The following is a 17,955-nucleotide window of genomic DNA, read 5'->3' as shown; positions in this document are numbered from 1 at the left end:
GGTCTGCCGATGCCGAAAGTCACCTTCATCAACCCCGACGAGTCGCGGATCGAGCTCGATATCCCCGTCGGCACCAGCCTCATGCGCGCCGCCACGGCGCATGGCATAGACGGGATCGTCGGCGACTGCGGCGGCGGGCTCACCTGCGCCACCTGCCATGTGCTGGTGGAGGACGGCTATCTGGACAAGATGCCCGCGGTCCAGGCGAACGAGGACCAGATGCTCGACTTCACCGCCATGGGGCGCTCCCCCTGCAGTCGGCTGAGCTGCCAGCTCGTGGTGACCGAGGACATGGACGGGCTGACCGTGCGCATCGCCGACCCGCAGCTTTAGCCTTGGCCATTCCGGAGCGATGGCGGACATCGATCGCATCGAAGTCCGGTCCGCCGCCATACCCCGTTCGTTCGGGATATTCCTCATCAGAGACGATGCCTACAGCCCCGATCTGTATCGCCGGCGTCCCATGCCTGCCGCCGGCATCTTGGCGCCAAGCGACCTGCCAACGGAAGAGGCGCCCTCCTTGCTCCATCGGCATGCGATTGACGGAGTCCCTTGCCCTCCCCCGGTCTATCGAACTCACAGACAGCGCGTGGCTCAGCTCGCGCGATAGTCGGCGATTCTTTGCACCGGTTTTGACGTCCTGGAGTCCGAGCCCTGCCGGGATGGCGCAGTCGACGTCGGTAAGAAACATTCAGAAATAGAATCCGAGACGCGGGCGCGGCTCCGGCTGCCGAGAGGATCGAAATAGTTCGGTTCCCGAAAAATGGGTGCGCAGCAAAATATAAAACATGAGCAAAAAAATCATATATATGACAGGCAAGTTCATCAAGCAATTTCAACGGGATAGTCAGGGTGCGCCGCAACATTAATTTCGTATTGAAATATTTTCAGAATGAAACTATTCTGCCGTTGGTTGCGTTACAGGGAGGAATTGATGACGACCACGCTGAATGCCGCGCATGCGCCCATGGACCGCCCTCTGCTTCACGATGGTTTCGCCCTCTCGGCCGTAGTGGAGTCGATCGGTGCCCATGATTTCGCCGACCGCGTCCTGTCCTTCGCCGCCGCCGTCGTGGGAGCGGACCACTGCGCGGCCTATCAGTTCCGTGGCGGCGAGTTGTCCCTGCTCGTCTCGGCCGATGGCGAAGGGGCTTCGACCAGACCGGATCTCACCGCCTACGAGATCAAGCGCCAGCTCAGCATGGTCGCCGTCGACGCGGTACGAATCGAGGTCGCAGGCGTCCCGGAAGCCAGCGCGCGCGCCTGCGGGTTCGCCGCCGGCCGCAGCCAGCGCATCCTCGTGGCGACGCGCAAGGCCGATGCCGCCTACTGCCTGAGCATCGTACGCCCGGCGCGGCACGATCCGGCGCAGGACATGGAAATCGAGCTGTTGCGGCGCACCGCCGGGATACTCGTTTCGGCGATCGCCAAGCACAACGACCTGGTCGCCAACAAGCCTAACCTCACGCCCGCCCTCAGCTCGCTGCCGGAGATCGAGGAATGCGTGCTGTCGGCCACCGACCTGTCGCGGCGCGAGGGCGAGGTCTGCGCGCGCATCCTCTACGGCCTGTCCTCCTACGGCATCGCGCTCGATCTCGGCATCGGCAAGGAGAGCGTGATGACCTATCGCAAGCGCGCCTATCTCAGGCTCGGCATCGGCAGCCAGCGCGAGCTGCTGATCTGGTATCTGGCGCTGTGGAGCGCCACGCGCGGCGAGGCTGAAACCACCGCTGCTCTGAACTGACAAGCGGCCACGCAATCAACCGTCAATCCTCCTTCCTCCCTCGACCTCCTGACCCGCTTCGATGCGGGTCTTTTTTTGGGCAATCGTGCCGCCGCGCAGTGGCCGCACGGCGATTGCGAAGTCGGTCGTCAGAGCGACCTTCTCCCCCGTCCTTACAGCAGGGCTATCGCATATGAATTGACCCCCACCCCTAACCCCTCCCCACAAGGGGGAGGGGGACCGGCTGGCGTCTCCGCCCAGCACCAATCGTGGCGGTTTCGTGTGGCAAAGCGGCCGCAAAGTCCCCCTCCCCCTTGTGGGGAGGGGTCAGGGGTGGGGGTGCGAAGCCGCGAAATTCATCGGCACCAGGAGCAACAGCCGGAATTCATGGCGACCGTCGGCATCGAGGCGCAGGCAAACAAAAAACGGGCGCGAACGCCCGTTTTTCGACCTTCCCTGCAGCCGTCCGCTCAGTCGAAGAACAATGCCGGTAGATAGAGCGACAGGATCGGGAACGACGCGATGACGAAGACGCGGACGATGTCGGCCGCCACGAACGGACCGATGCCGCGCACCACCGTGGTGATCGGGATATCCGGGGCAAACGACCTGACCACGAACAGGTTCACGCCGACCGGCGGCGCGATCATGCCGAGCTCACACAGCACGATCACCAGCACGCCGAACCAGACCGGATCGTAGCCGAGGCCGGTGACGATCGGGAAGAACAGCGGCACCGTCAGCAGCATCATCGACAGCTCCTCCATGAGCGCGCCGAGGATGATATAGATGACGCAGATGACGACGATCACCATGAAGGGCGAGAAGCCGGAATCCTGCACGAAGGACAGAAGCGCGGTGTGCGCGCCGGTGTAGTTGAGGAACTCCGTGAAGATCAGCGCGCCGATCATCAGGCCGAAGATCACGGCGGTGGACTGGGCGCTGTCGAGCAGGATGTCGTAGAGCCCCTGCCTGGTCAGCCTGCGGCGCGCCAGCGCCAGGCAGAAGGCGCCGAACGCGCCGATGCCCGCCGCCTCCGTCGCCGTGAAGATGCCGCTGTAGATGCCGCCGAGCACCAGCGCGAACAGCAGGACTACCGGCCAGACGCTGAGCAGCGCCTGGTAGCGCTCCTGCCGGGAGGATTTCACGGCGCTCGGCGCCGATGCCGGGTCACGCCAGACCGTCCACTTGACCGCAGCGATGTAGCCGAGGATGCCGAGGGCGCCGGGGACGAGCGCCGCGGCGTAGAGCTTGCCGATATGGGTCTCCGTCATGATGCCGTAGATGACCAGCAGCACGCTCGGCGGAATGATGATGCCGAGCGTGGCACCCGCGGCGATGGTCGCCGCGCTCAGGCTGTCCTTGTACTGGAACGAGCGCATCGACGGCAGCGCCACCTTGCCCATGGTCACCACGGTGGCGACGCTCGACCCGCACACCATGGCGAAGCCGCCGCACGACCAGACGGTGGCGCTGGCCAGGCCGCCGCGCCGCCCGCCGAGGAAGGCCTGCGCCGCCTTGTAGAGCTCGCGCGACACGCCGGTGCCGGCGATGAAATTGCCCATCAGGATGAACAGCGGAATGACGCACATCGAATAGGACATCGCCGCGTCGCGGGTGGTCAGCGCCAGCATGATCGACGACTGCTTCCAGCCGATCAGCAGGCCGAAGCCGACGAAGCCGGTTATGCCGAGCGCCACCGCGATCGGCACGCGCAGGAAGATGAGGACGAACGACAGGAGAAAACCAGCGCCGGCGGCGACCATGGGATCAATCCTTCTCGGGCGAATGGGTGGCAGGGCGGTGGCGCACGGACGCTATACGGTGAAGTGCAGCTTCTCGGCGGGCTCGACCTCCTCGACCCCGTCGCTCCCGGGAGCCGCCTCGGGCGTGCCGATGGCCCGCGGTATCGCGACCAGGAAGGCGATGGCGTTGATGAAGGAGAGCACCGCGATGAAATAGAAGACCGGCGCCAGCGGCAGCTGCAGCGACGGCGTCGCGTCGCCGTAGCCGACCGCCTTGTCGCCCAGCGCCCAGAGCTGCCAGCCGATCAGGCCGAACATGGCGCAGCTGGCGATGGCGGAGAATATCTCCAGCGCAATGCGCATGGCGTGGGTGGAAATCATGTCGATCAGGTCGATGACGATGTGCATCCGCTTCATCGCCACCTGCGGCAGCATCAGGAAGATGATGCAGGCGAGCAGGATCTCCGTGATCTCGGACGCGCCGCTGAGCGGATGATTGAACAGATTGCGTCCGCACACGTCGACGAAGGTGACGATCATCAGCAGGAAGAGCAGGACCGAGCCGATCAGGCCGGTCAGACGATCCATCCATTTCAGCATGGCCGATGACCTCCTACTACGCGTTCGCCTGCCGTGCCGCCGCTTTGCGGCGCAGGTCTTCCGGCGGCGGACGAAAGTGCGGACAGGGCCGCGAGGCCCCGGGTCTTTATCGTGGACACGATCATCCTCCCTTGCGATGCGTTCCGGCATGCGCGGACGGCGGTTCCCCTCCCGGCGTTTCTTGTCGCTGGTGGCAGAGTCTAGCCACTCGCCGCCCCGTCACTGTCACTCGCACCGGGGACAGCGCCGTGCGGCATGTCAGCTCGACCGGTGACAGCCATGAGCCTTCCGCATGGTCACTCCGGCACCACCCGCAGCGGCAGCTTGCCGAGCATGCGCATCTGGTTGACCGGGCGGTAGACCGGCTCGCCGGCGAGCTCGATCGACCTGGCGCCGCGGATGAGCGCGGTCAGGATCGCGTCGGCCTCGAGGCGGGCGATCATCTGGCCCACGCAATTGTGGTCGGCGACGCCGAAGCCGAGATAGTTGCCGACCGTCTCGCGGCCGATGTCGTAACGCTCCGGGTCCTGCCAGCGCCGCGGATCGCGGTTGGCGGCGCCGAGCAGCACGGTGACCTTGGTGTCGCCGGCCAGCCGGTAGTCGCCGAGATGGGTGTCGCGGATCGTCGTGCGCCAGGTGAACTGGAAGGGCGTGTCCATGCGGATGCCCTCCTCGAAGGCGGGACGCACCTTCTTCGGATCCGCCTTCACCCGCGCGAACTGGTCGGGATTGCGGGCGAGGTGATGGAGCGTGTGGCCGATGGCGCTGATGGTGGAATCGACGCCGCCGCCGACGAAGGAGCGCGTGATGTTGGAGGCGACCCCTTCCTCGAGCTGGCCTGCCTCCTCGGCCTGGAACAGAAGGTCGGCGATCGATCCCGGCTCGACATTGGGGCGCTGGCAGGCTTCGTCGAACCAGTCGAGATAGGGTTCGGCCGCCTTCATTGCCTTGTGGTAGAGCTCGTTGTGGGGGCAGCTCTGGTTGAAGCGCATCTCGGCGATGGTGAGCGCCGCCTTGCGCTCGAGACGGACGCCGACCGCCGCCGGGAAGGCGGATATGACATAGGGCTCGGTGATCTGGTCGACCGCGTCGAACGTGCCCATGGCGAGCACGCGCGCGGCGATCTCGGCGGCTTTCGCCTCGAAGAAGTCGCGCATGCGGCGGATCACCGTCGGCGGCATGGCGCGCGTCACCACCGAGCGGATCTGCGTGTGCTTCGGCGGGTCGACCTCCTGCAGCCGGCTCGGGATGCGGAACTTTCCGGGCTTGCGGATGTCCTGCATGCTGGTGCCGGCGCCGGTCATGAAGCGCGAATAATCGGACAGTACGGTCCTGCACTCCTCATGCCGGCCGACGGCGTACATGTCGTATTGCGGCAGCCAGACGATCGGCGCGGCGTCGCGCAGCGCCTCGTGCATCGGATAGGGATCGATCAGGTTCTCGATCGCCCACGGGTCCCAGTCGAATGCGGGAGGCTCCAGCGTGGCGACGGGGCTGGCCGGGACCGTGGCCTGGGCTTCGCTGTGTGGCTGCATCGGCTCTCTCCTGCCTGGTCGTGACGCCCGGCCGGCAGCATGGCCTACCGGGCAAAGGTCTGCCGGCGCTAGTTGCCGGCCTGCTCGGCCTTGGCGATCTCGGCGCGGAACTCGGCGAGCACGGCCGCCGGATCGGCGACGCCCTTGGCCTTGGCGCGCTCGATCCAGTCCTCCTCGATCGGCCTGACGACCTCCTTCAGGCCGTCGACGAAGGCCTTGTCGGCGGTCACGATCTCGTAGTTGTTGTCGGCTAGCACCTTCATGCCGTCGACCTCGCGGCGATGGAACGCCGAGCCGACGGAATGGCCCAGCTTCTCGACGGTGATGGCGAGGATCGCCTTCTGGTCCTGCTCGGAAATCTCGGCCCATTTGTCGGGATTGATCGCCATGATGTGCGCGGAATTGGCCATGCCGCCGGGCACCACGGTGGCGTATCTCATCAGGCCGGTTGCATTGTTCACGACCACCGTGTCGGCCTGGGTGACCTGGCCGTCGATGGCGCCGGTCGACAGCATCTCGAAGGCTTCCATCGACGACTTCAGGATGGGCACGCCGCCGACGGTCGTGAGTATGGCGGTGATGATGCCGTTGGGGCTGCGCAGCTTGAGGCCCTTGAGGTCGTCGATCTTCGTGACCGGCCGCCGGTTGTTGAAGGGCTGCACCGCGGTGATGTTCCACATTGTGATCGGGAAGACGCCGTCGAACTCGTTGAGCGCCAGAAAATGCTTGCGGTAGATGCGTTCGAAGACGAGCGACATTTTCGACGCGTCGTCGCCGAGCAGCGGCAGCTCGCCCATCTCCATCAGCGGGAACCGCCCGGGCGTATAGGCGGGGATGATGAAGGACATGTCGGCGAGACCGTCGCGCACCACGTCGTATTGGCTGAGCGCGGTGCCGACCGTCTTCGGCAGCACCTCGACCTTGACGCGGCCCTCCGTGACCTTCTCGATCTCGGCGAACCAGGGGACGAACTGTTCCTGCACCAGCCAGTGGCCGACCGGAAGCCAGGAGGAATAGCGAAGCGTAACCTCCTGGGCGGCAGCCGCGCCCGCGCAAAATGCGATTGCCGCTGCCATGGCGAAGCCGGCAAGTCTCTTCAGGAACATCTGTCACTCCGGTGGTTGGGGAAGCGGTTCATCGCAGGCCTGGTCGGTCAGTCGCCCGCCTTTGCCGATGCGGCGCGAAGCTCGGCGAGCACGGCGGCGGGGTCGGCGATGCCTTTCTGCCTGGCGGCGTCGATCCATTTCTGCTCCACCGGCGCAAGCACGGTCTTCAGCCTGGCGCCCTCCTCCGGGCTCAGCGTGTCGATCGCATAGCCCTTAGCCTTCATCGCCTCCAATGCCTCGGCGTTCTCGCGCGCATAGGATTCGCCCACGGTCCTGGCGAGTCTCTCACCCGAGATCGCCAGGATCGCCTTCTGGTCCTCCGGCGCGATCTCGTTCCATTTGCCCTGGTTGACGATGATCGCGTGGACCGTGTTGAAGAGGCCGTCCGGCACGACGGTGAAGCTGTCGAGGAAATCGATCCCATTGGCCGAGACCACGGTCTCGGGGATCATCAGGCTGCCGTCGATGGCACCCGTCGACAGCAGCTCGAAGGTCTCCGCCGCCGATTTGAGGATGGGCACGGCGCCGAGCAGGTTGAGCGCCTCGGTGGCGGCGTTGGACGCACTCCTGAGCTTCAGGCCCTTGAAGTCGGCGACAGCCTGGACCTTCTTGCCGCGGGTCGCGACATGGCCGGCGCTGCCGGTATAGACAGCCAGCAGCGCCACGCCGTCGAACTCCCCGGCGCCGGCGAAATGCTGCATATAAAGGCGATGGAAGGCCGGGCCGGTCGAGGTCGTGTCGCCGGTGAGCGGCAGCTCGCCCATCTCCGCAAGCGTGAAACGGCCGGGCGTGTAGCCGACGACGATCCAGCTCATGTCCGCCAGCCCGTCATGGACGACGTCGAACTGGCTTTGCGGCGTGCCGACCGTCTTGGGCAGGATGTCGACCTTCACCCTGCCCTCGGTGACGGTCTCGATCTCCTCGAGATAGGGCACGATGTTGCTGGCGACGTACCAGTGGCTGGTCGGCAGCCAGGAGGAGTAGCGGATCGTCACCGTGTCGGCGAAGGCCGAGCCGGCGCACAGCAGCATGGCGCATGCGCCAGCCAGCGAGATCAGTTTCCCTTTCATCGCGTCTCCCTCCCTGCCGGCCTACAGGCGTGGGCTAGCCCGGCATGCCCGCCGAGGCGGCCGCAGTCCCGATGGGACTCCCGATCCTCAGTGGCGGCGAGAATGGCGGCGGCGACAAATTTGTCTGTCCCCCACCGGGTGACAGATGGGGTCTCACCAGATCGGCCCGCGCCCGAACATCGGCAGCTCGCGGTAGGAGACATCGTCGGGGCCGGACAGGCTCGGACGCAGGATCATGTGCCTGGGCTGCGAGGGATCCGGCGGCGCGGCGCGGCTCTCCCTCAGCCAATCGCGGGTGACGCCGCGATAGGCGATGCGCCAGACGCCGTCACGGCACTCGTAGCGGTTGAAGGTGCGCGAGCCGGCGGTGACCTCCTCGCCATTGGGGCGGCGATGATAGGAGATGCGATGCGTCTCGCCCTCCGCCTTGTCGCCCTTCACCTTGTACCACTCGTTGAGCACGTAATGCGCCGTCACCTCGAACTGCGCGAGATAGCCGGAGAAGATGTAGTCGACCCATTCGTAGCCGGTTCCCTGCCAGGCATCGCCGTGGTCCTCGATGGCGTCCGCAAAGAAGATCGAGCGGATCAGCTCGGAGTCGCGGCGGTCGATGCCGCGGCAATAGGCCATCTCGAGCTCGTGCAGTTGCTCCTTGATCAGCAGCTTTTCGACTTCCGATTGCAGGCGCTGTTCCATTCGAGACATCCCGGCCCTATTGAGGTTCCCGATCACGACGCCAGCCGGCCGGCACGTCTGTCCCTGCCCAAAGGTGCATAGGCGGCAGGCACGGCGGTTAGGCTCGTCGGCGAACATGGAGGGTTTCCGCTTGGCCAGGATCGCGATCGTCTATTACAGCAGCACCGGCCACCACTACGTGCTGGGCAAAGCCATCGAAGAAGGGGCGCGCGCCGAAGGGGCGGAGACGCGCCTGCGCAAGGTGCGGGAACTCGCCCCCGACGCGGCGATAGACAGCCGCCCCGGCTGGCGCGAGAACCTGGAGGCGACCAGCCATGTGGCGGAGGCCGCGCTCGCCGACCTCGAATGGGCCGACGGCTTCGTCTTCGGCACGCCGACCCGCTTCGGCCTGCCTTCGGCGCAGCTCAAGCAGTTCCTCGACCAGACCGGCGGGCTGTGGGCGCAGGGCAAGCTGCAGGACAAGCCGGTGAGCATGTTCTGCGGCGCCGGCAATCCGCATGGCGGACAGGAGGCGACGCTGCTGACCCTCGCCACCGTGTTCTATCACTGGGGTTCGGTCATCGTGCCGACGGGCTATACCGACCCTTCGCTCAAGCCGGCGGGCGGCAATCCCTACGGCGTGAGCTTCACCGCCTCGAAGGACGGGCTCCCGGCCGAAGCGGCGGAAGCGGGCCGCTATCTCGGCCGCCGCATCGCCCGCTTTGCCGAGGCGCTGGCGGCGGCGCGCGAGCGCATCCAGGGCCGCGGCTGAAACGCCGGCAGCCTGGCGTCCCTGTCCCGCAGGACAGATGCTCGACGGGGACCGCCTAGTCTGGCCCCGCATCAAAGGGAGGCGCGCGATGCTGACCAACGGTCCGGATGCCGACGCATCGGCACGCCTGTCGGCGCAGGCGCAATATGCGGCGTCGGCGCTGGTGCTCTTCCTGACGCTTCTCGGCAGCCACCTCGCCACCCCGCTCTATCCGCTGTGGCAGGTCGAGTTCGGGCTGAGCACGTCGGCGATCACGCTGATATTCGCCTGCTACCCGCTCGGCGTCACCGCCGGCCTTCTGTTCGGCGGCCGCCTCGGCGACCAGCTCGGCCGCAAGCCGCTGATCCTGGCCGGCATCCTGGTGACCGCCCTGTCGAGCCTGACCTATCTGGCGGCGACCGGCATGGCCTATCTGGTCGCCGCCCGCCTGCTCAACGGCATCGCCATCGGCCTGATGAGCGGCCCGGCCGTCGCGGCGATCGTCGAGCTGCATCCGCGCAGCGACCGCTCCGAGGCCTCGCGCATCGGCGCCATCGCGACGCTCGCCTCCCCGGCGGTCGGCCTGCTGGTGGCGACGCTGGTCGTGCATTTCGGCAGCAGCCACGACACGGTGGTGATGCTGCCCTTCCTGCTGCAGCTATGCGGGTTGGCGGCGGCGCTCGGCCTGTTCCTCGCCTATCGTGAGACCATCCTGCCCGGCAGCCGCCGCGGTTTTCGGCAGACCTCCTTCGCGCCGCAGGGCCTTCGCGTCCCCGCCGAAATCCGGTCCGGCTTCGTCTTCGCATCGGTCACCGGCGCGCTGAGCTGGGCCAATACCGGCCTGTGGCTGGCGCTCGGCCCGGCACTGGTGTTCGACGTGCTCGGCGCCACCAACAAGCTGCTCGGCGGCCTCACCGTCGTGGCCTTCCTCACCACGGCGGGCGTCGTCCAGCTCTTCACCAAGGGCATGCCCTACCGGCGGGCGATCATGATCGGCATGGTGCTGGTGCCGCCCAGCCTCCTGCTCATCGTCGCGACCCTGATGTGGAAGTCGGCCGCCGGCCTCATCGCCGGCGCCGTCATGGCCGGCGCGGCGCAGGGGCTCTCCTGGATGGGCTGCTCGGAGCTGGTAAACCGCATCACGCCGTCCGAGATCCGCGCCTCGGTGCTGTCGGGCCTCTACATCAGCGGCTATTTCGGCGCCGCTGTGCCGATCGTCGTCACCGGCGTGATCGCCGACCGGCTCGGGCTGCTGCCGGCGATCGTCATCCTCAGCATCGGCTTCAGCGTGCTGGCGGTCTATCTGGCGGTGCGCAACCGGTCGTTCAGCCGGGCCGAGAGGCGCGCGGCGCTCACCGATGCCGCCGCCGCGTAGTTGCCCCCCGGCACTGTCCCCGGCGGGGAGGACAGAGTGCCAAGCCGCGGGCCGATAGGTTTTTTGCAGTGCAAACCTGGCTCGCTGCGAAGCGGCTGCGGCCCTGACGGGAGCCGCCGCGACGAAGCAGCATCGTCTTCCGAGGACCGCCATGACCGAACCCGCCCGGCACGGACCGCTGACCGGCCTGCGCGTCGTCGAGATCGGCCATTTCGTCGCCGCGCCCTTCTGCACGCGCATCCTGGGCGATCTCGGCGCCGACGTCATCAAGATCGAGCCGCCGGAGGGCGACCCGGTGCGGCAATGGGGCGAGCAGATCGACGGCAACTCGCTGTGGTGGTCCATGCACGGCCGCAACAAGCGTTCCGTCACGCTCAATCTCAAGCAGCCGCGCGCCGCCGACATCGTGCTCAAGCTGGTCGAAAAGTCGGACGTGGTGGTGGAGAATTTCCGCCCGGGACAACTCGCCCGGCTCGGGCTCGGCGACGACGTGCTGCGCCGCGCCCGCCCCGACCTGGTGATCGCGCATATCTCCGGCTACGGCCAGGACGGACCTTATCGCGACCGCGCCGCCTTCGGCGTCATCGGCGAGGCGATCGGCGGCCTGCGCCATCTCAGCGACCATGCGCCGGGCACCTCCGACCTGCCGCCGGTGCGGGTCGGGGTCAGCATCGGCGATTCGCTCGCCGGGCTCTACGCCGCCTTCGGCATCGTCTCGGCGGTGTGGCAGCGCGACCGGGTCGGCGGCGACCGCAAGGGCCGCACGGCCGACGTGGCACTGACGGAAGCGGTGCTGAGCATGATGGAAGGCATGCTGCCCGAATATGGCGCACTGGGAAAAATACGGCAGCCGACCGGCTCGCGCATCCCGACGGCGGCACCCTCCAGCGCCTATCCCAGCGCCGACGGCCGGTGGATTCTGATCGCCGCCAATTCGGCGCCGCTGTTTTCTCGGCTCTGCGCTCTGATCGGCCGGGCGGACCTGCCCGGCGACCCGAAATTCTCCGACAACCGCGCGCGGGTGCAAAACGTCCAGGAACTCGACTCCATCATCGCGACCTGGACCCGGCAATTGCCGGTCGCCGCCATCGAGCGCCGCCTGAACGAGGCCGACATCCCCTGCACGCAGGTCTATACGGCCGCCGAATGCGCCGCTGACCCGCAGTTCCTTCACCGCGGCATGGTGCGGTCGGTGGAAGACAGACTGTTCGGAGAGGTCCTGCATGGCGGAGTGGTGCCGCACATCCCCGACGACCTCGGCGCGATCCGCTGGCCCGGACCGGCGATCGGCGAGCATACCGACGCCGTGCTCGGCGAAATCCTGCCGGCCGAGCAGATCGCGATGCTGCGCAAGGAGGGGGTGATCTGATGGCTGAAGCGGCCGGGCAATCTGTCGAGATCGTCGAGGTGGGGCCGCGCGACGGCTATCAGGGGATCGGGCCGTTCATTCCGACCGCGACCAAGATCGCCTTCCTCGAACGCTTGGCGGCGACGGGCCTTTGGCGGATCGAGATCGGCTCCTTCGTCAGCGCCACGGCCTTGCCGCAGCTGAGCGACACCGCCGAGGTTCTTGGCGCCTGCGCCGGGATCGCCGGCATCCGGCCGCAGGTGCTGGTGCCTAACGAGAAACACGGCCGGGCCGCGCTCGCCGCGGGGTCGACCTTCCTGGCCTTCGTGCTGTCGGTTTCGGAGGCGCACAACCGCAGCAACGTGCGCCGGCATCCGCTGGAATCGGTGGAGGAATACCGCCGCCTGATCGCCGCCCTGCCGGACGGTATCGCCGTGCGGCTGAACCTGGCGACCTCCTTCGACTGCCCGTTCGACGGCCGCGTCGCAGAAGCCGACGTGCTGGCACTGCTGGAAAAACTGGTGCCGATCCGGCCCGATGCGGAGATCTGCCTGTGCGACACGACGGGGCGCGCCTCGCCCGACCATGTCGAGCGCCTGGTCGCGGCGTGTCACGCACGGTTCCCGCAGGCGCGGCGCTGGGCGCTGCATGCGCACGATACCTACGGGCTCGGCCTGGCGAATGTCTATGCCGCCTGGAAACAGGGTATTCGCGTTTTCGACGCATCCTTCGGCGGGCTCGGCGGCTGCCCCTTCGCGCCGGGAGCGACCGGCAATGTCGCGACGGAGGACCTTGCCTGGATGTTCCGGCGCATGGGGGTCGCGACCGGCATCGATCTCGACGCGCTGGTGCCGGTCGCCTGCGACGGCGCCGCCATACCCGGCGGGCTGCCGGGCGGGCGCGTCCGCCACGCGCTGACGGCTTCGGCGCGATAGCGCCGAGGCCAGACCGGCCTTCAGATGGCGACGACGAGCTTGCCGAAATGCCCGCCGGAGCGCAGGCGTTCATAGGCTTCGGCCGCCTCCTCAAAGGCATAGACCCGGTCGACCACGGGTCGCATGCCGTTCTGGCCGATCGCCCGGTTCATGGCCCGGAACATGTCGCAACTGCCGACGGTGATGCCGGTCAGGCGGATGCAGCGGCTGATGATGGTCCGCGGGTCGATCGCGGAACCGCCGGCGACGAAGCCGATCGACACGATCGCGCCGCCGACGCGCACCGCGCGGAACGATTTCTCCAGCGTGCCGGGGCCGCCCACCTCGACCACCAGATCGGCCCCGATACCGTCGGTGAGGTCGAGCACGGCACGGTCCCAGCCCGGTTCGGCCGTGTGATCGAGCACATGGTCGGCGCCCAGGGCGGCGAGCCGCTCCCGCTTTTCGGCGCTGCCGGAGGTGTGGATGACGCGCGCACCCATGATTTTGGCGAATTGCAGCGCCATCACGGAGACCCCGCCGCTGCCCTGCAGGACCACCGTCTCGCCAGGCCGCAGGCGGGCGACTTCGGCAAGCGCGTTCCAGGCGGTCAGCGCCGCGCAGGGCAGCGTCGCCGCTTCCTCGAAGGACAGATGGTCGGGAATAGGAAGCGCCGCATGCGCCGGCAGCACGACATGCTCGGCGAGCACGCCGTCGATCGAGCCGCCGAGCGCACGCCGGCGCGCCGCAGCGGTGATCGGCCCGGAGATCCAGTCGGGATAGAAGGCGCCAGCCACGCGGTCGCCGACCGCAAGGCCGCCGACGCCCTCACCGAGCGCCGCGACCTCGCCGGCGCCGTCCGAAAGCGGGATGAGCGTGTCCGGAACGCCCGATCCGTAAAGGCCGTCCGACACCAGCAGGTCGCGATAGTTGAGCGAGGCTGCCCGCATGCGCACCAGCACCTCGCCCGGCCCCGGTGCCGGCTCGGGCAGATCGACGGGTTTCAGTTCCTTGCGGCCGGCATTGCCGGTGAGATGATAGGCCCGCATCGCCGTTACCTCGCCAGGTAACCGCCGTCGACCGCGATCTCGACGCCGGTGATGTATTTTGCCTCATCGGAGGCGAGGAAGAGCACGGCGTTGGCGATGTCCTCGACTTCGCCGGTGCGCCCCATCGGTATGCCGTCGAGCATGCGCTGGCGCGTCGCCGGATCGGCCTTGGCCGTCGAGTTGCGCATCGGCGGCATGACGCCGGGCATCACCACGTTCACGCGGATGTTGTCGCGGGCGAACGTCACCGCCGCCGTCTTCGACATGCCAAGCACCGCGCCCTTCGATGCGCCGTAGCCGAGATGCAGCCCCATGCCGACCTTGGCCGAGATGGAGGAGATGTTGACGATCGCGCCACCGCCCGTCCGGCGCATAGGCGGCACGACGGACTTGATGCCGAGGAACGGTCCCTTGCCGTTGATGCCGGCCTGCCGCTCCCAGGCGGTGTCGTCGAATATCTCGGTGGTTCCGGGACCGATCCCGGCATTGTTGACGAGGATGTCGAGGCGCCCGAAGGCAGCGACGACCGCATCGACGACGGCCATCCACTGGCTCTCGTCGGTGACGTCCAGCGTCCGGAAAATGGCGGCGTCGCCGAGCGAGCGCCCGACCGCCTTGCCCTCCTCCTCCAGGAGATCGGCGACGCATACCTTCGCGCCCTCCTCGACGAACCGCTTCGCGGTCGCCGCGCCCAGCCCCGAGGCCGCCCCCGTGACGATCGCAACCTTGCCGGCCAAACGCATGCGCAGTCTCCGTCCCGTTTCGAATGATTGAAAGCCGGGCCGCGTCAGGGACGCAGCACGATCTTGCCGAAATGCCGGTTGGCGCGCATGTGCTCATGCGCAGCGACAGCTTCGGCGAGGGGGAAGCTGCGGTCGATCGGCAGCCCAAGCTTGCCGGCCGATACGGCGTCCCACAGATCGGCCTTCATACGCTCGACGATAGCGCGAACCTCGGCCAGCGAGCGCGTGCGGAAGGTGACCCCGACATAGGCGAGCCGCTTCGCCGCATGCAGGTCGAAATCGAACTCGGCCTTCGCGCCGCCCAGCCGGCCGACATTGACGATACGGCCGAGCACGGCGGCGGCCTTCATCACCGAATTGATGCCGGGGCCCGAAACCATGTCGACGACGACGTTGGCGCCCTTGCCGCCCGTCGCGGCGAGCAGGAGGTCCGGCCAGGCGGGATCGGCGGGATCGAGCGGAAGCGTCGCGCCGAACGGCTCCAGCTTCTCGCGCTTGGCGGAATCGCCGGATGTGGCGGCGATGACCGAGGCGCCTCGCAGCCGCGCGATCTGCATGGCCATCAGGCCGACCGCCGAACTGGCGCCATGGACGAAAACCGCTTCGCCCTCGGCAAGGCGCCCTTGCGTGACGACCGCGTCATGCGCCGTCATCAAGGCGAGCGGCAGCACCGCCGCATGCTCGAGGTCGAGGCCGTCCAGCCTGATGGTGCGGCCCATGTCGGCGACTGCGAATTCCGCATAACCTCCGCCGCCCGAGCACATCACGCGGTCGCCGACGCGCAGGTTCTTGACCGCCTTGCCGAGTTCCGCGATCTCGCCGGCCCATTCCATGCCGATCGGCTTGCCTAGCGCCTCCTTGGTCGCGACGCCCGCGCCTCTGGCGGCGTTGAGGTCGGCGCGGTTCATTCCGGCGGCCGAGACCTTGACCAGCACCTGCTCGTCGCCCGGCGCCGGTCGCGGCACCTCCCGAATGGCCAGCCCCGCCTCCGTGGCGACTCCGGCCTGCATGGTTGCACTCATCGTCCGCTCCTCGAAATTGCGGGCCACATTGAAGATTGCGGGCTTGGCCGTGTTCGGCAGCCCGCCGTCAATGCATATGCAGGCCGCCATTGACGTCGATGGTCGTCCCGGTGACGAAGGCGGCGCCGGCCGAAGCGAGATAGGAGGCGGCTGCCGCGATCTCCTCCGGCAGACCGATGCGGCCGAGCGGCAGCGCGTCGAGCTTGTTGTATTTCTGCCCATCGGCCGGCCTGCCGGTCGCCTGCGCCAGCATGGGCGTCTCGATCGGACCCGGCGCGATCGCGTTGACGGTGACGCCGATCGGCCCGAGGTCGCGCGCGGCGGCACGAGTCAGGCCGAGCACGGCGGCCTTCGATGCCGAATAGGCGATGCCGGACTGCAGGCCGCCCATCTGGCCGGCCGATGACGAGATGGTGATGATGCGGCCGTGCTCGACGGGCCGGGCGCGGCGCCGCCGCGCCATCTCACGCACGCACAGGAAGGTGCCGCGCGCATTGATCCGGTTCACCCAGTCCCAGTCGTCCACGGTCGATTCGGCCAGGCCGATGCCGGTGGCGGTGCCACCGGCCCCGAGCACGCCGGCGAAATGCGCCAGCACGGCGATTGGGCCGAACTCGGCCTCGACCATGTCGAACGCCGCGATGACGGCCCGTTCGTCGGAGACGTCGAGTGCAATGCCGGCATGTCCGGTGCCCGGAAGCCCGGTAGCGGCCTTGCGCGACGCCTCGCCGTCGAGGTCGGCGACGATTACCGTCATGCCGTCCTCCGCGAATTTATTCGCCGTCGCCAGGCCGAGTCCGCCCGTACCGCCGGTGACCAGTGCGATCCTCATCGATGCAAATCTCCCTTGAATTCCCGTCTCTCTATCTTCGCGGCAGTCGGCACCGCCCGTCCCGGACGAAGGCGGTCAGGCCGCGCTGTCCTGCGGCTCGACGGTCCGTTCCCACGCCTCGACCAGATGCTCGGCAATGAAGACGGACGAGGTCTGGCCGCCGTCGACGGCAAGCACCTGGCCGGTGACGAAGGCCGCCTCGTTGCTGGCGAGGAACGCGACGGCGGCGGCAACGTCCTCCGGCCGGCCGACGTGACCGAGCGGCATGGTGCCGACGATCGTCGCCTGGAACCGGGCGGTGGCGAGCCGCCCCTCGGTCTGCGGCGTTGCGATGATGCCCGGCGCCACGGCGTTGACGCGGATGCCTTGCGGTCCGTATTCCGCCGCCATGTGGCGGGTGAGGCCGATCACGCCGGCCTTGGCTGCCGAATAGGCGGCCCAGCGGCGGTAGCCGGACAGGCCGATCGAGGAAGCGATGTTGACTATGGTCCCCCTGGTCTGGCGCAGTTCGGGCAGGACGTCGCGCGACAGCCGGAACGTGGTGCGCAGATTCACGTTGAGCTGGAAGTCGTAGATCTCGTCCGTCGTCTCATGCGCCGGCGGCGCATTGCCGACGCCGACATTGTTGACAAGCACGGCGACCGAGCCGAACTCCTGCTTGCAACGGCCGATGATCGCCGCCGGCGCGTCGTCGGCCGTGGCGTCGGCGACCAGCGTGGCGATCCGCTCGCCGGACAAGGTCGCCAGCGTGTCGGCGTTCCTGTCGACGGCGAGCACCAGCGCGCCCTCGCGGTGCAGCCTTTCGGCGATGGCGCGGCCGATGCCTTGGCCGGCGCCGGTGACGATGGCCGCGCGGCCGCTCAGACCCTGCATCAGACCCTGCCCGCCGTCCACTCGGCCGAATAGTCCTTGCCTATCTGCACGACCTGCTGGTCGAACATCAGGATGCGGGTGGCCTCCATGTCGAGGAACTTGCGCTCATCCTCGATCATCTCGTTCTGGAAATAGGGCAGCGCATGCATCTCCTTTCGCGCCTCGAGGCTCTCGAACCAGGATTCCGAAAAGCCGTCATAGTCGAGCGGACCGACATTCGGCCAGCCGCTGCTCGGCACCATATGATGCTGGACGTAGCGCTTGATGTATTTGGACAGGATCGGGTCGTTGGCGATCAGCGGGCCGTGCACCTCGCGCCAGTGGCGTGAGAACTCCTCGCGCGAAAGGCCAGGCTTGCGTTTGTAGAAGCCGAGCGTGATCAGCATGTCTTTCTCTTTCCAGCAAACAGCGACGGACGAGCGCGGTCCACGCGATCGAAGCTGGCACGGTGACGCAGCACCGCGACAGGCTCTATCCCTGCCGCGAGGGACGCAGCGGCGGAAATCCGCGAAGGGGACGGGAACCGTTGCGGAGCCGATCCGGGCGAACCGGGCGTCGTCGCATATGCATGCTGACCGGCACCCCGCGGGATGC

Annotated in this window: 18 protein-coding genes; 6 read left to right on the top strand and 12 right to left on the bottom strand. The window is 67.5% G+C overall.

The window, feature by feature from the left end; translation table 11 throughout:
- Positions 1–9 precede the first annotated feature (9 nt).
- Together AC5JDC_RS28210 and AC5JDC_RS28205 are read left to right on the top strand one after the other, a co-directional pair.
- On the top strand, positions 10–333 hold the full coding sequence (locus AC5JDC_RS28210) for a 2Fe-2S iron-sulfur cluster-binding protein (RefSeq protein WP_106770617.1): 324 nt from the start codon (positions 10–12) through the stop codon (positions 331–333).
- 601 nt (positions 334–934) lie between these two features.
- Positions 935–1,744, top strand: a complete 810-nt coding sequence (locus tag AC5JDC_RS28205) for a helix-turn-helix transcriptional regulator (RefSeq protein ID WP_495846710.1) — start codon at positions 935–937, stop codon at positions 1,742–1,744.
- A gap of 449 nt (positions 1,745–2,193) precedes the next feature.
- Here the strand turns inward: AC5JDC_RS28205 and AC5JDC_RS28200 are convergent, their stop codons facing one another.
- The 6 genes from AC5JDC_RS28200 to AC5JDC_RS28175 form a co-directional block, all read right to left on the bottom strand.
- Entirely contained in the window at positions 2,194–3,489 is a 1,296-nt protein-coding gene (locus AC5JDC_RS28200; protein WP_495846708.1) for a TRAP transporter large permease, read from the bottom strand.
- A gap of 51 nt (positions 3,490–3,540) precedes the next feature.
- Positions 3,541–4,068 (bottom strand): TRAP transporter small permease, encoded by a 528-nt coding sequence (locus AC5JDC_RS28195; protein ID WP_495846706.1) that lies wholly within the window; start codon positions 4,066–4,068, stop codon positions 3,541–3,543.
- A 296-nt stretch (positions 4,069–4,364) separates the two neighbouring features.
- Entirely contained in the window at positions 4,365–5,603 is a 1,239-nt protein-coding gene (locus tag AC5JDC_RS28190) for a cytochrome P450 (RefSeq protein ID WP_495846704.1), read from the bottom strand.
- Positions 5,604–5,671: 68 nt separating this feature from the next.
- On the bottom strand, positions 5,672–6,709 hold the full coding sequence (locus AC5JDC_RS28185; RefSeq protein WP_495846702.1) for a TRAP transporter substrate-binding protein: 1,038 nt from the start codon (positions 6,707–6,709) through the stop codon (positions 5,672–5,674).
- 47 nt (positions 6,710–6,756) lie between these two features.
- Positions 6,757–7,779 (bottom strand): TRAP transporter substrate-binding protein, encoded by a 1,023-nt coding sequence (locus AC5JDC_RS28180; protein ID WP_495846700.1) that lies wholly within the window; start codon positions 7,777–7,779, stop codon positions 6,757–6,759.
- A 153-nt stretch (positions 7,780–7,932) separates the two neighbouring features.
- The gene (locus tag AC5JDC_RS28175; RefSeq protein ID WP_495846698.1) at positions 7,933–8,475 is read right to left on the bottom strand and encodes a nuclear transport factor 2 family protein; all 543 of its coding nucleotides are present in this window, start codon (positions 8,473–8,475) and stop codon (positions 7,933–7,935) included.
- Positions 8,476–8,668: 193 nt separating this feature from the next.
- Between AC5JDC_RS28175 and AC5JDC_RS28170 the strand changes: the two genes are divergently transcribed.
- The 4 genes from AC5JDC_RS28170 (at position 8,669) to AC5JDC_RS28155 (ending at position 12,863) form a co-directional block, all read left to right on the top strand.
- Complete coding sequence (locus AC5JDC_RS28170; RefSeq protein ID WP_495846949.1) at positions 8,669–9,226, top strand: NAD(P)H-dependent oxidoreductase; 558 nt, start codon at positions 8,669–8,671, stop codon at positions 9,224–9,226.
- 88 nt (positions 9,227–9,314) lie between these two features.
- A complete protein-coding gene (locus AC5JDC_RS28165) occupies positions 9,315–10,580 on the top strand; it encodes an MFS transporter (RefSeq protein WP_495846696.1) in 1,266 nt (421 codons plus the stop codon).
- Between the two features lie 151 nt (positions 10,581–10,731).
- On the top strand, positions 10,732–11,949 hold the full coding sequence (locus tag AC5JDC_RS28160; RefSeq protein ID WP_495846694.1) for a CaiB/BaiF CoA transferase family protein: 1,218 nt from the start codon (positions 10,732–10,734) through the stop codon (positions 11,947–11,949).
- Positions 11,949–12,863, top strand: coding sequence for a hydroxymethylglutaryl-CoA lyase (locus AC5JDC_RS28155; RefSeq protein WP_495846692.1), 915 nt, complete (start codon positions 11,949–11,951; stop codon positions 12,861–12,863). The genes AC5JDC_RS28160 and AC5JDC_RS28155 overlap by 1 nt, the downstream gene beginning before the upstream one ends.
- Positions 12,864–12,883: 20 nt before the next feature.
- Here the strand turns inward: AC5JDC_RS28155 and AC5JDC_RS28150 are convergent, their stop codons facing one another.
- The 6 genes from AC5JDC_RS28150 to AC5JDC_RS28125 all read right to left on the bottom strand — a co-directional run bounded on the left by AC5JDC_RS28150 (position 12,884) and on the right by AC5JDC_RS28125 (position 17,747).
- Positions 12,884–13,891: a zinc-dependent alcohol dehydrogenase family protein gene (locus AC5JDC_RS28150; protein WP_495846690.1), complete on the bottom strand. Its 1,008-nt coding sequence runs from the start codon at positions 13,889–13,891 to the stop codon at positions 12,884–12,886.
- 5 nt (positions 13,892–13,896) lie between these two features.
- The gene (locus AC5JDC_RS28145; protein ID WP_495846688.1) at positions 13,897–14,634 is read right to left on the bottom strand and encodes an SDR family NAD(P)-dependent oxidoreductase; all 738 of its coding nucleotides are present in this window, start codon (positions 14,632–14,634) and stop codon (positions 13,897–13,899) included.
- A gap of 44 nt (positions 14,635–14,678) precedes the next feature.
- The gene (locus tag AC5JDC_RS28140; protein WP_495846947.1) at positions 14,679–15,644 is read right to left on the bottom strand and encodes a zinc-binding dehydrogenase; all 966 of its coding nucleotides are present in this window, start codon (positions 15,642–15,644) and stop codon (positions 14,679–14,681) included.
- A gap of 79 nt (positions 15,645–15,723) precedes the next feature.
- A complete protein-coding gene (locus AC5JDC_RS28135) occupies positions 15,724–16,488 on the bottom strand; it encodes an SDR family NAD(P)-dependent oxidoreductase (protein WP_495846686.1) in 765 nt (254 codons plus the stop codon).
- Between the two features lie 75 nt (positions 16,489–16,563).
- On the bottom strand, positions 16,564–17,361 hold the full coding sequence (locus AC5JDC_RS28130) for an SDR family NAD(P)-dependent oxidoreductase (protein WP_495846684.1): 798 nt from the start codon (positions 17,359–17,361) through the stop codon (positions 16,564–16,566).
- The gene (locus tag AC5JDC_RS28125; RefSeq protein ID WP_106770632.1) at positions 17,361–17,747 is read right to left on the bottom strand and encodes an EthD domain-containing protein; all 387 of its coding nucleotides are present in this window, start codon (positions 17,745–17,747) and stop codon (positions 17,361–17,363) included. Before AC5JDC_RS28125 ends, AC5JDC_RS28130 begins: the two co-directional genes overlap by 1 nt.
- Positions 17,748–17,955 lie beyond the last annotated feature (208 nt).

The sequence above is a fragment of the Kumtagia sp. genome, assembly GCF_059502445.1.
Note: the sequence above shows the minus strand (reverse complement) of the source record. Positions and strands in the feature narration are given on the sequence as shown.

Coding starts and splice junctions, on each gene's coding strand:
- AC5JDC_RS28210 (WP_106770617.1), top strand. CDS start 10: ATGCCGAAAGTCACCTTCATCAACCCCGACGAGTCGCGGATCGAGCTC.
- AC5JDC_RS28205 (WP_495846710.1), top strand. CDS start 935: ATGACGACCACGCTGAATGCCGCGCATGCGCCCATGGACCGCCCTCTG.
- AC5JDC_RS28200 (WP_495846708.1), bottom strand. CDS start 3,489: ATGGTCGCCGCCGGCGCTGGTTTTCTCCTGTCGTTCGTCCTCATCTTC.
- AC5JDC_RS28195 (WP_495846706.1), bottom strand. CDS start 4,068: ATGCTGAAATGGATGGATCGTCTGACCGGCCTGATCGGCTCGGTCCTG.
- AC5JDC_RS28190 (WP_495846704.1), bottom strand. CDS start 5,603: ATGCAGCCACACAGCGAAGCCCAGGCCACGGTCCCGGCCAGCCCCGTC.
- AC5JDC_RS28185 (WP_495846702.1), bottom strand. CDS start 6,709: ATGTTCCTGAAGAGACTTGCCGGCTTCGCCATGGCAGCGGCAATCGCA.
- AC5JDC_RS28180 (WP_495846700.1), bottom strand. CDS start 7,779: ATGAAAGGGAAACTGATCTCGCTGGCTGGCGCATGCGCCATGCTGCTG.
- AC5JDC_RS28175 (WP_495846698.1), bottom strand. CDS start 8,475: ATGGAACAGCGCCTGCAATCGGAAGTCGAAAAGCTGCTGATCAAGGAG.
- AC5JDC_RS28165 (WP_495846696.1), top strand. CDS start 9,315: ATGCTGACCAACGGTCCGGATGCCGACGCATCGGCACGCCTGTCGGCG.
- AC5JDC_RS28160 (WP_495846694.1), top strand. CDS start 10,732: ATGACCGAACCCGCCCGGCACGGACCGCTGACCGGCCTGCGCGTCGTC.
- AC5JDC_RS28155 (WP_495846692.1), top strand. CDS start 11,949: ATGGCTGAAGCGGCCGGGCAATCTGTCGAGATCGTCGAGGTGGGGCCG.
- AC5JDC_RS28150 (WP_495846690.1), bottom strand. CDS start 13,891: ATGCGGGCCTATCATCTCACCGGCAATGCCGGCCGCAAGGAACTGAAA.
- AC5JDC_RS28145 (WP_495846688.1), bottom strand. CDS start 14,634: ATGCGTTTGGCCGGCAAGGTTGCGATCGTCACGGGGGCGGCCTCGGGG.
- AC5JDC_RS28140 (WP_495846947.1), bottom strand. CDS start 15,644: ATGCAGGCCGGAGTCGCCACGGAGGCGGGGCTGGCCATTCGGGAGGTG.
- AC5JDC_RS28135 (WP_495846686.1), bottom strand. CDS start 16,488: ATGAGGATCGCACTGGTCACCGGCGGTACGGGCGGACTCGGCCTGGCG.
- AC5JDC_RS28130 (WP_495846684.1), bottom strand. CDS start 17,361: ATGCAGGGTCTGAGCGGCCGCGCGGCCATCGTCACCGGCGCCGGCCAA.
- AC5JDC_RS28125 (WP_106770632.1), bottom strand. CDS start 17,747: ATGCTGATCACGCTCGGCTTCTACAAACGCAAGCCTGGCCTTTCGCGC.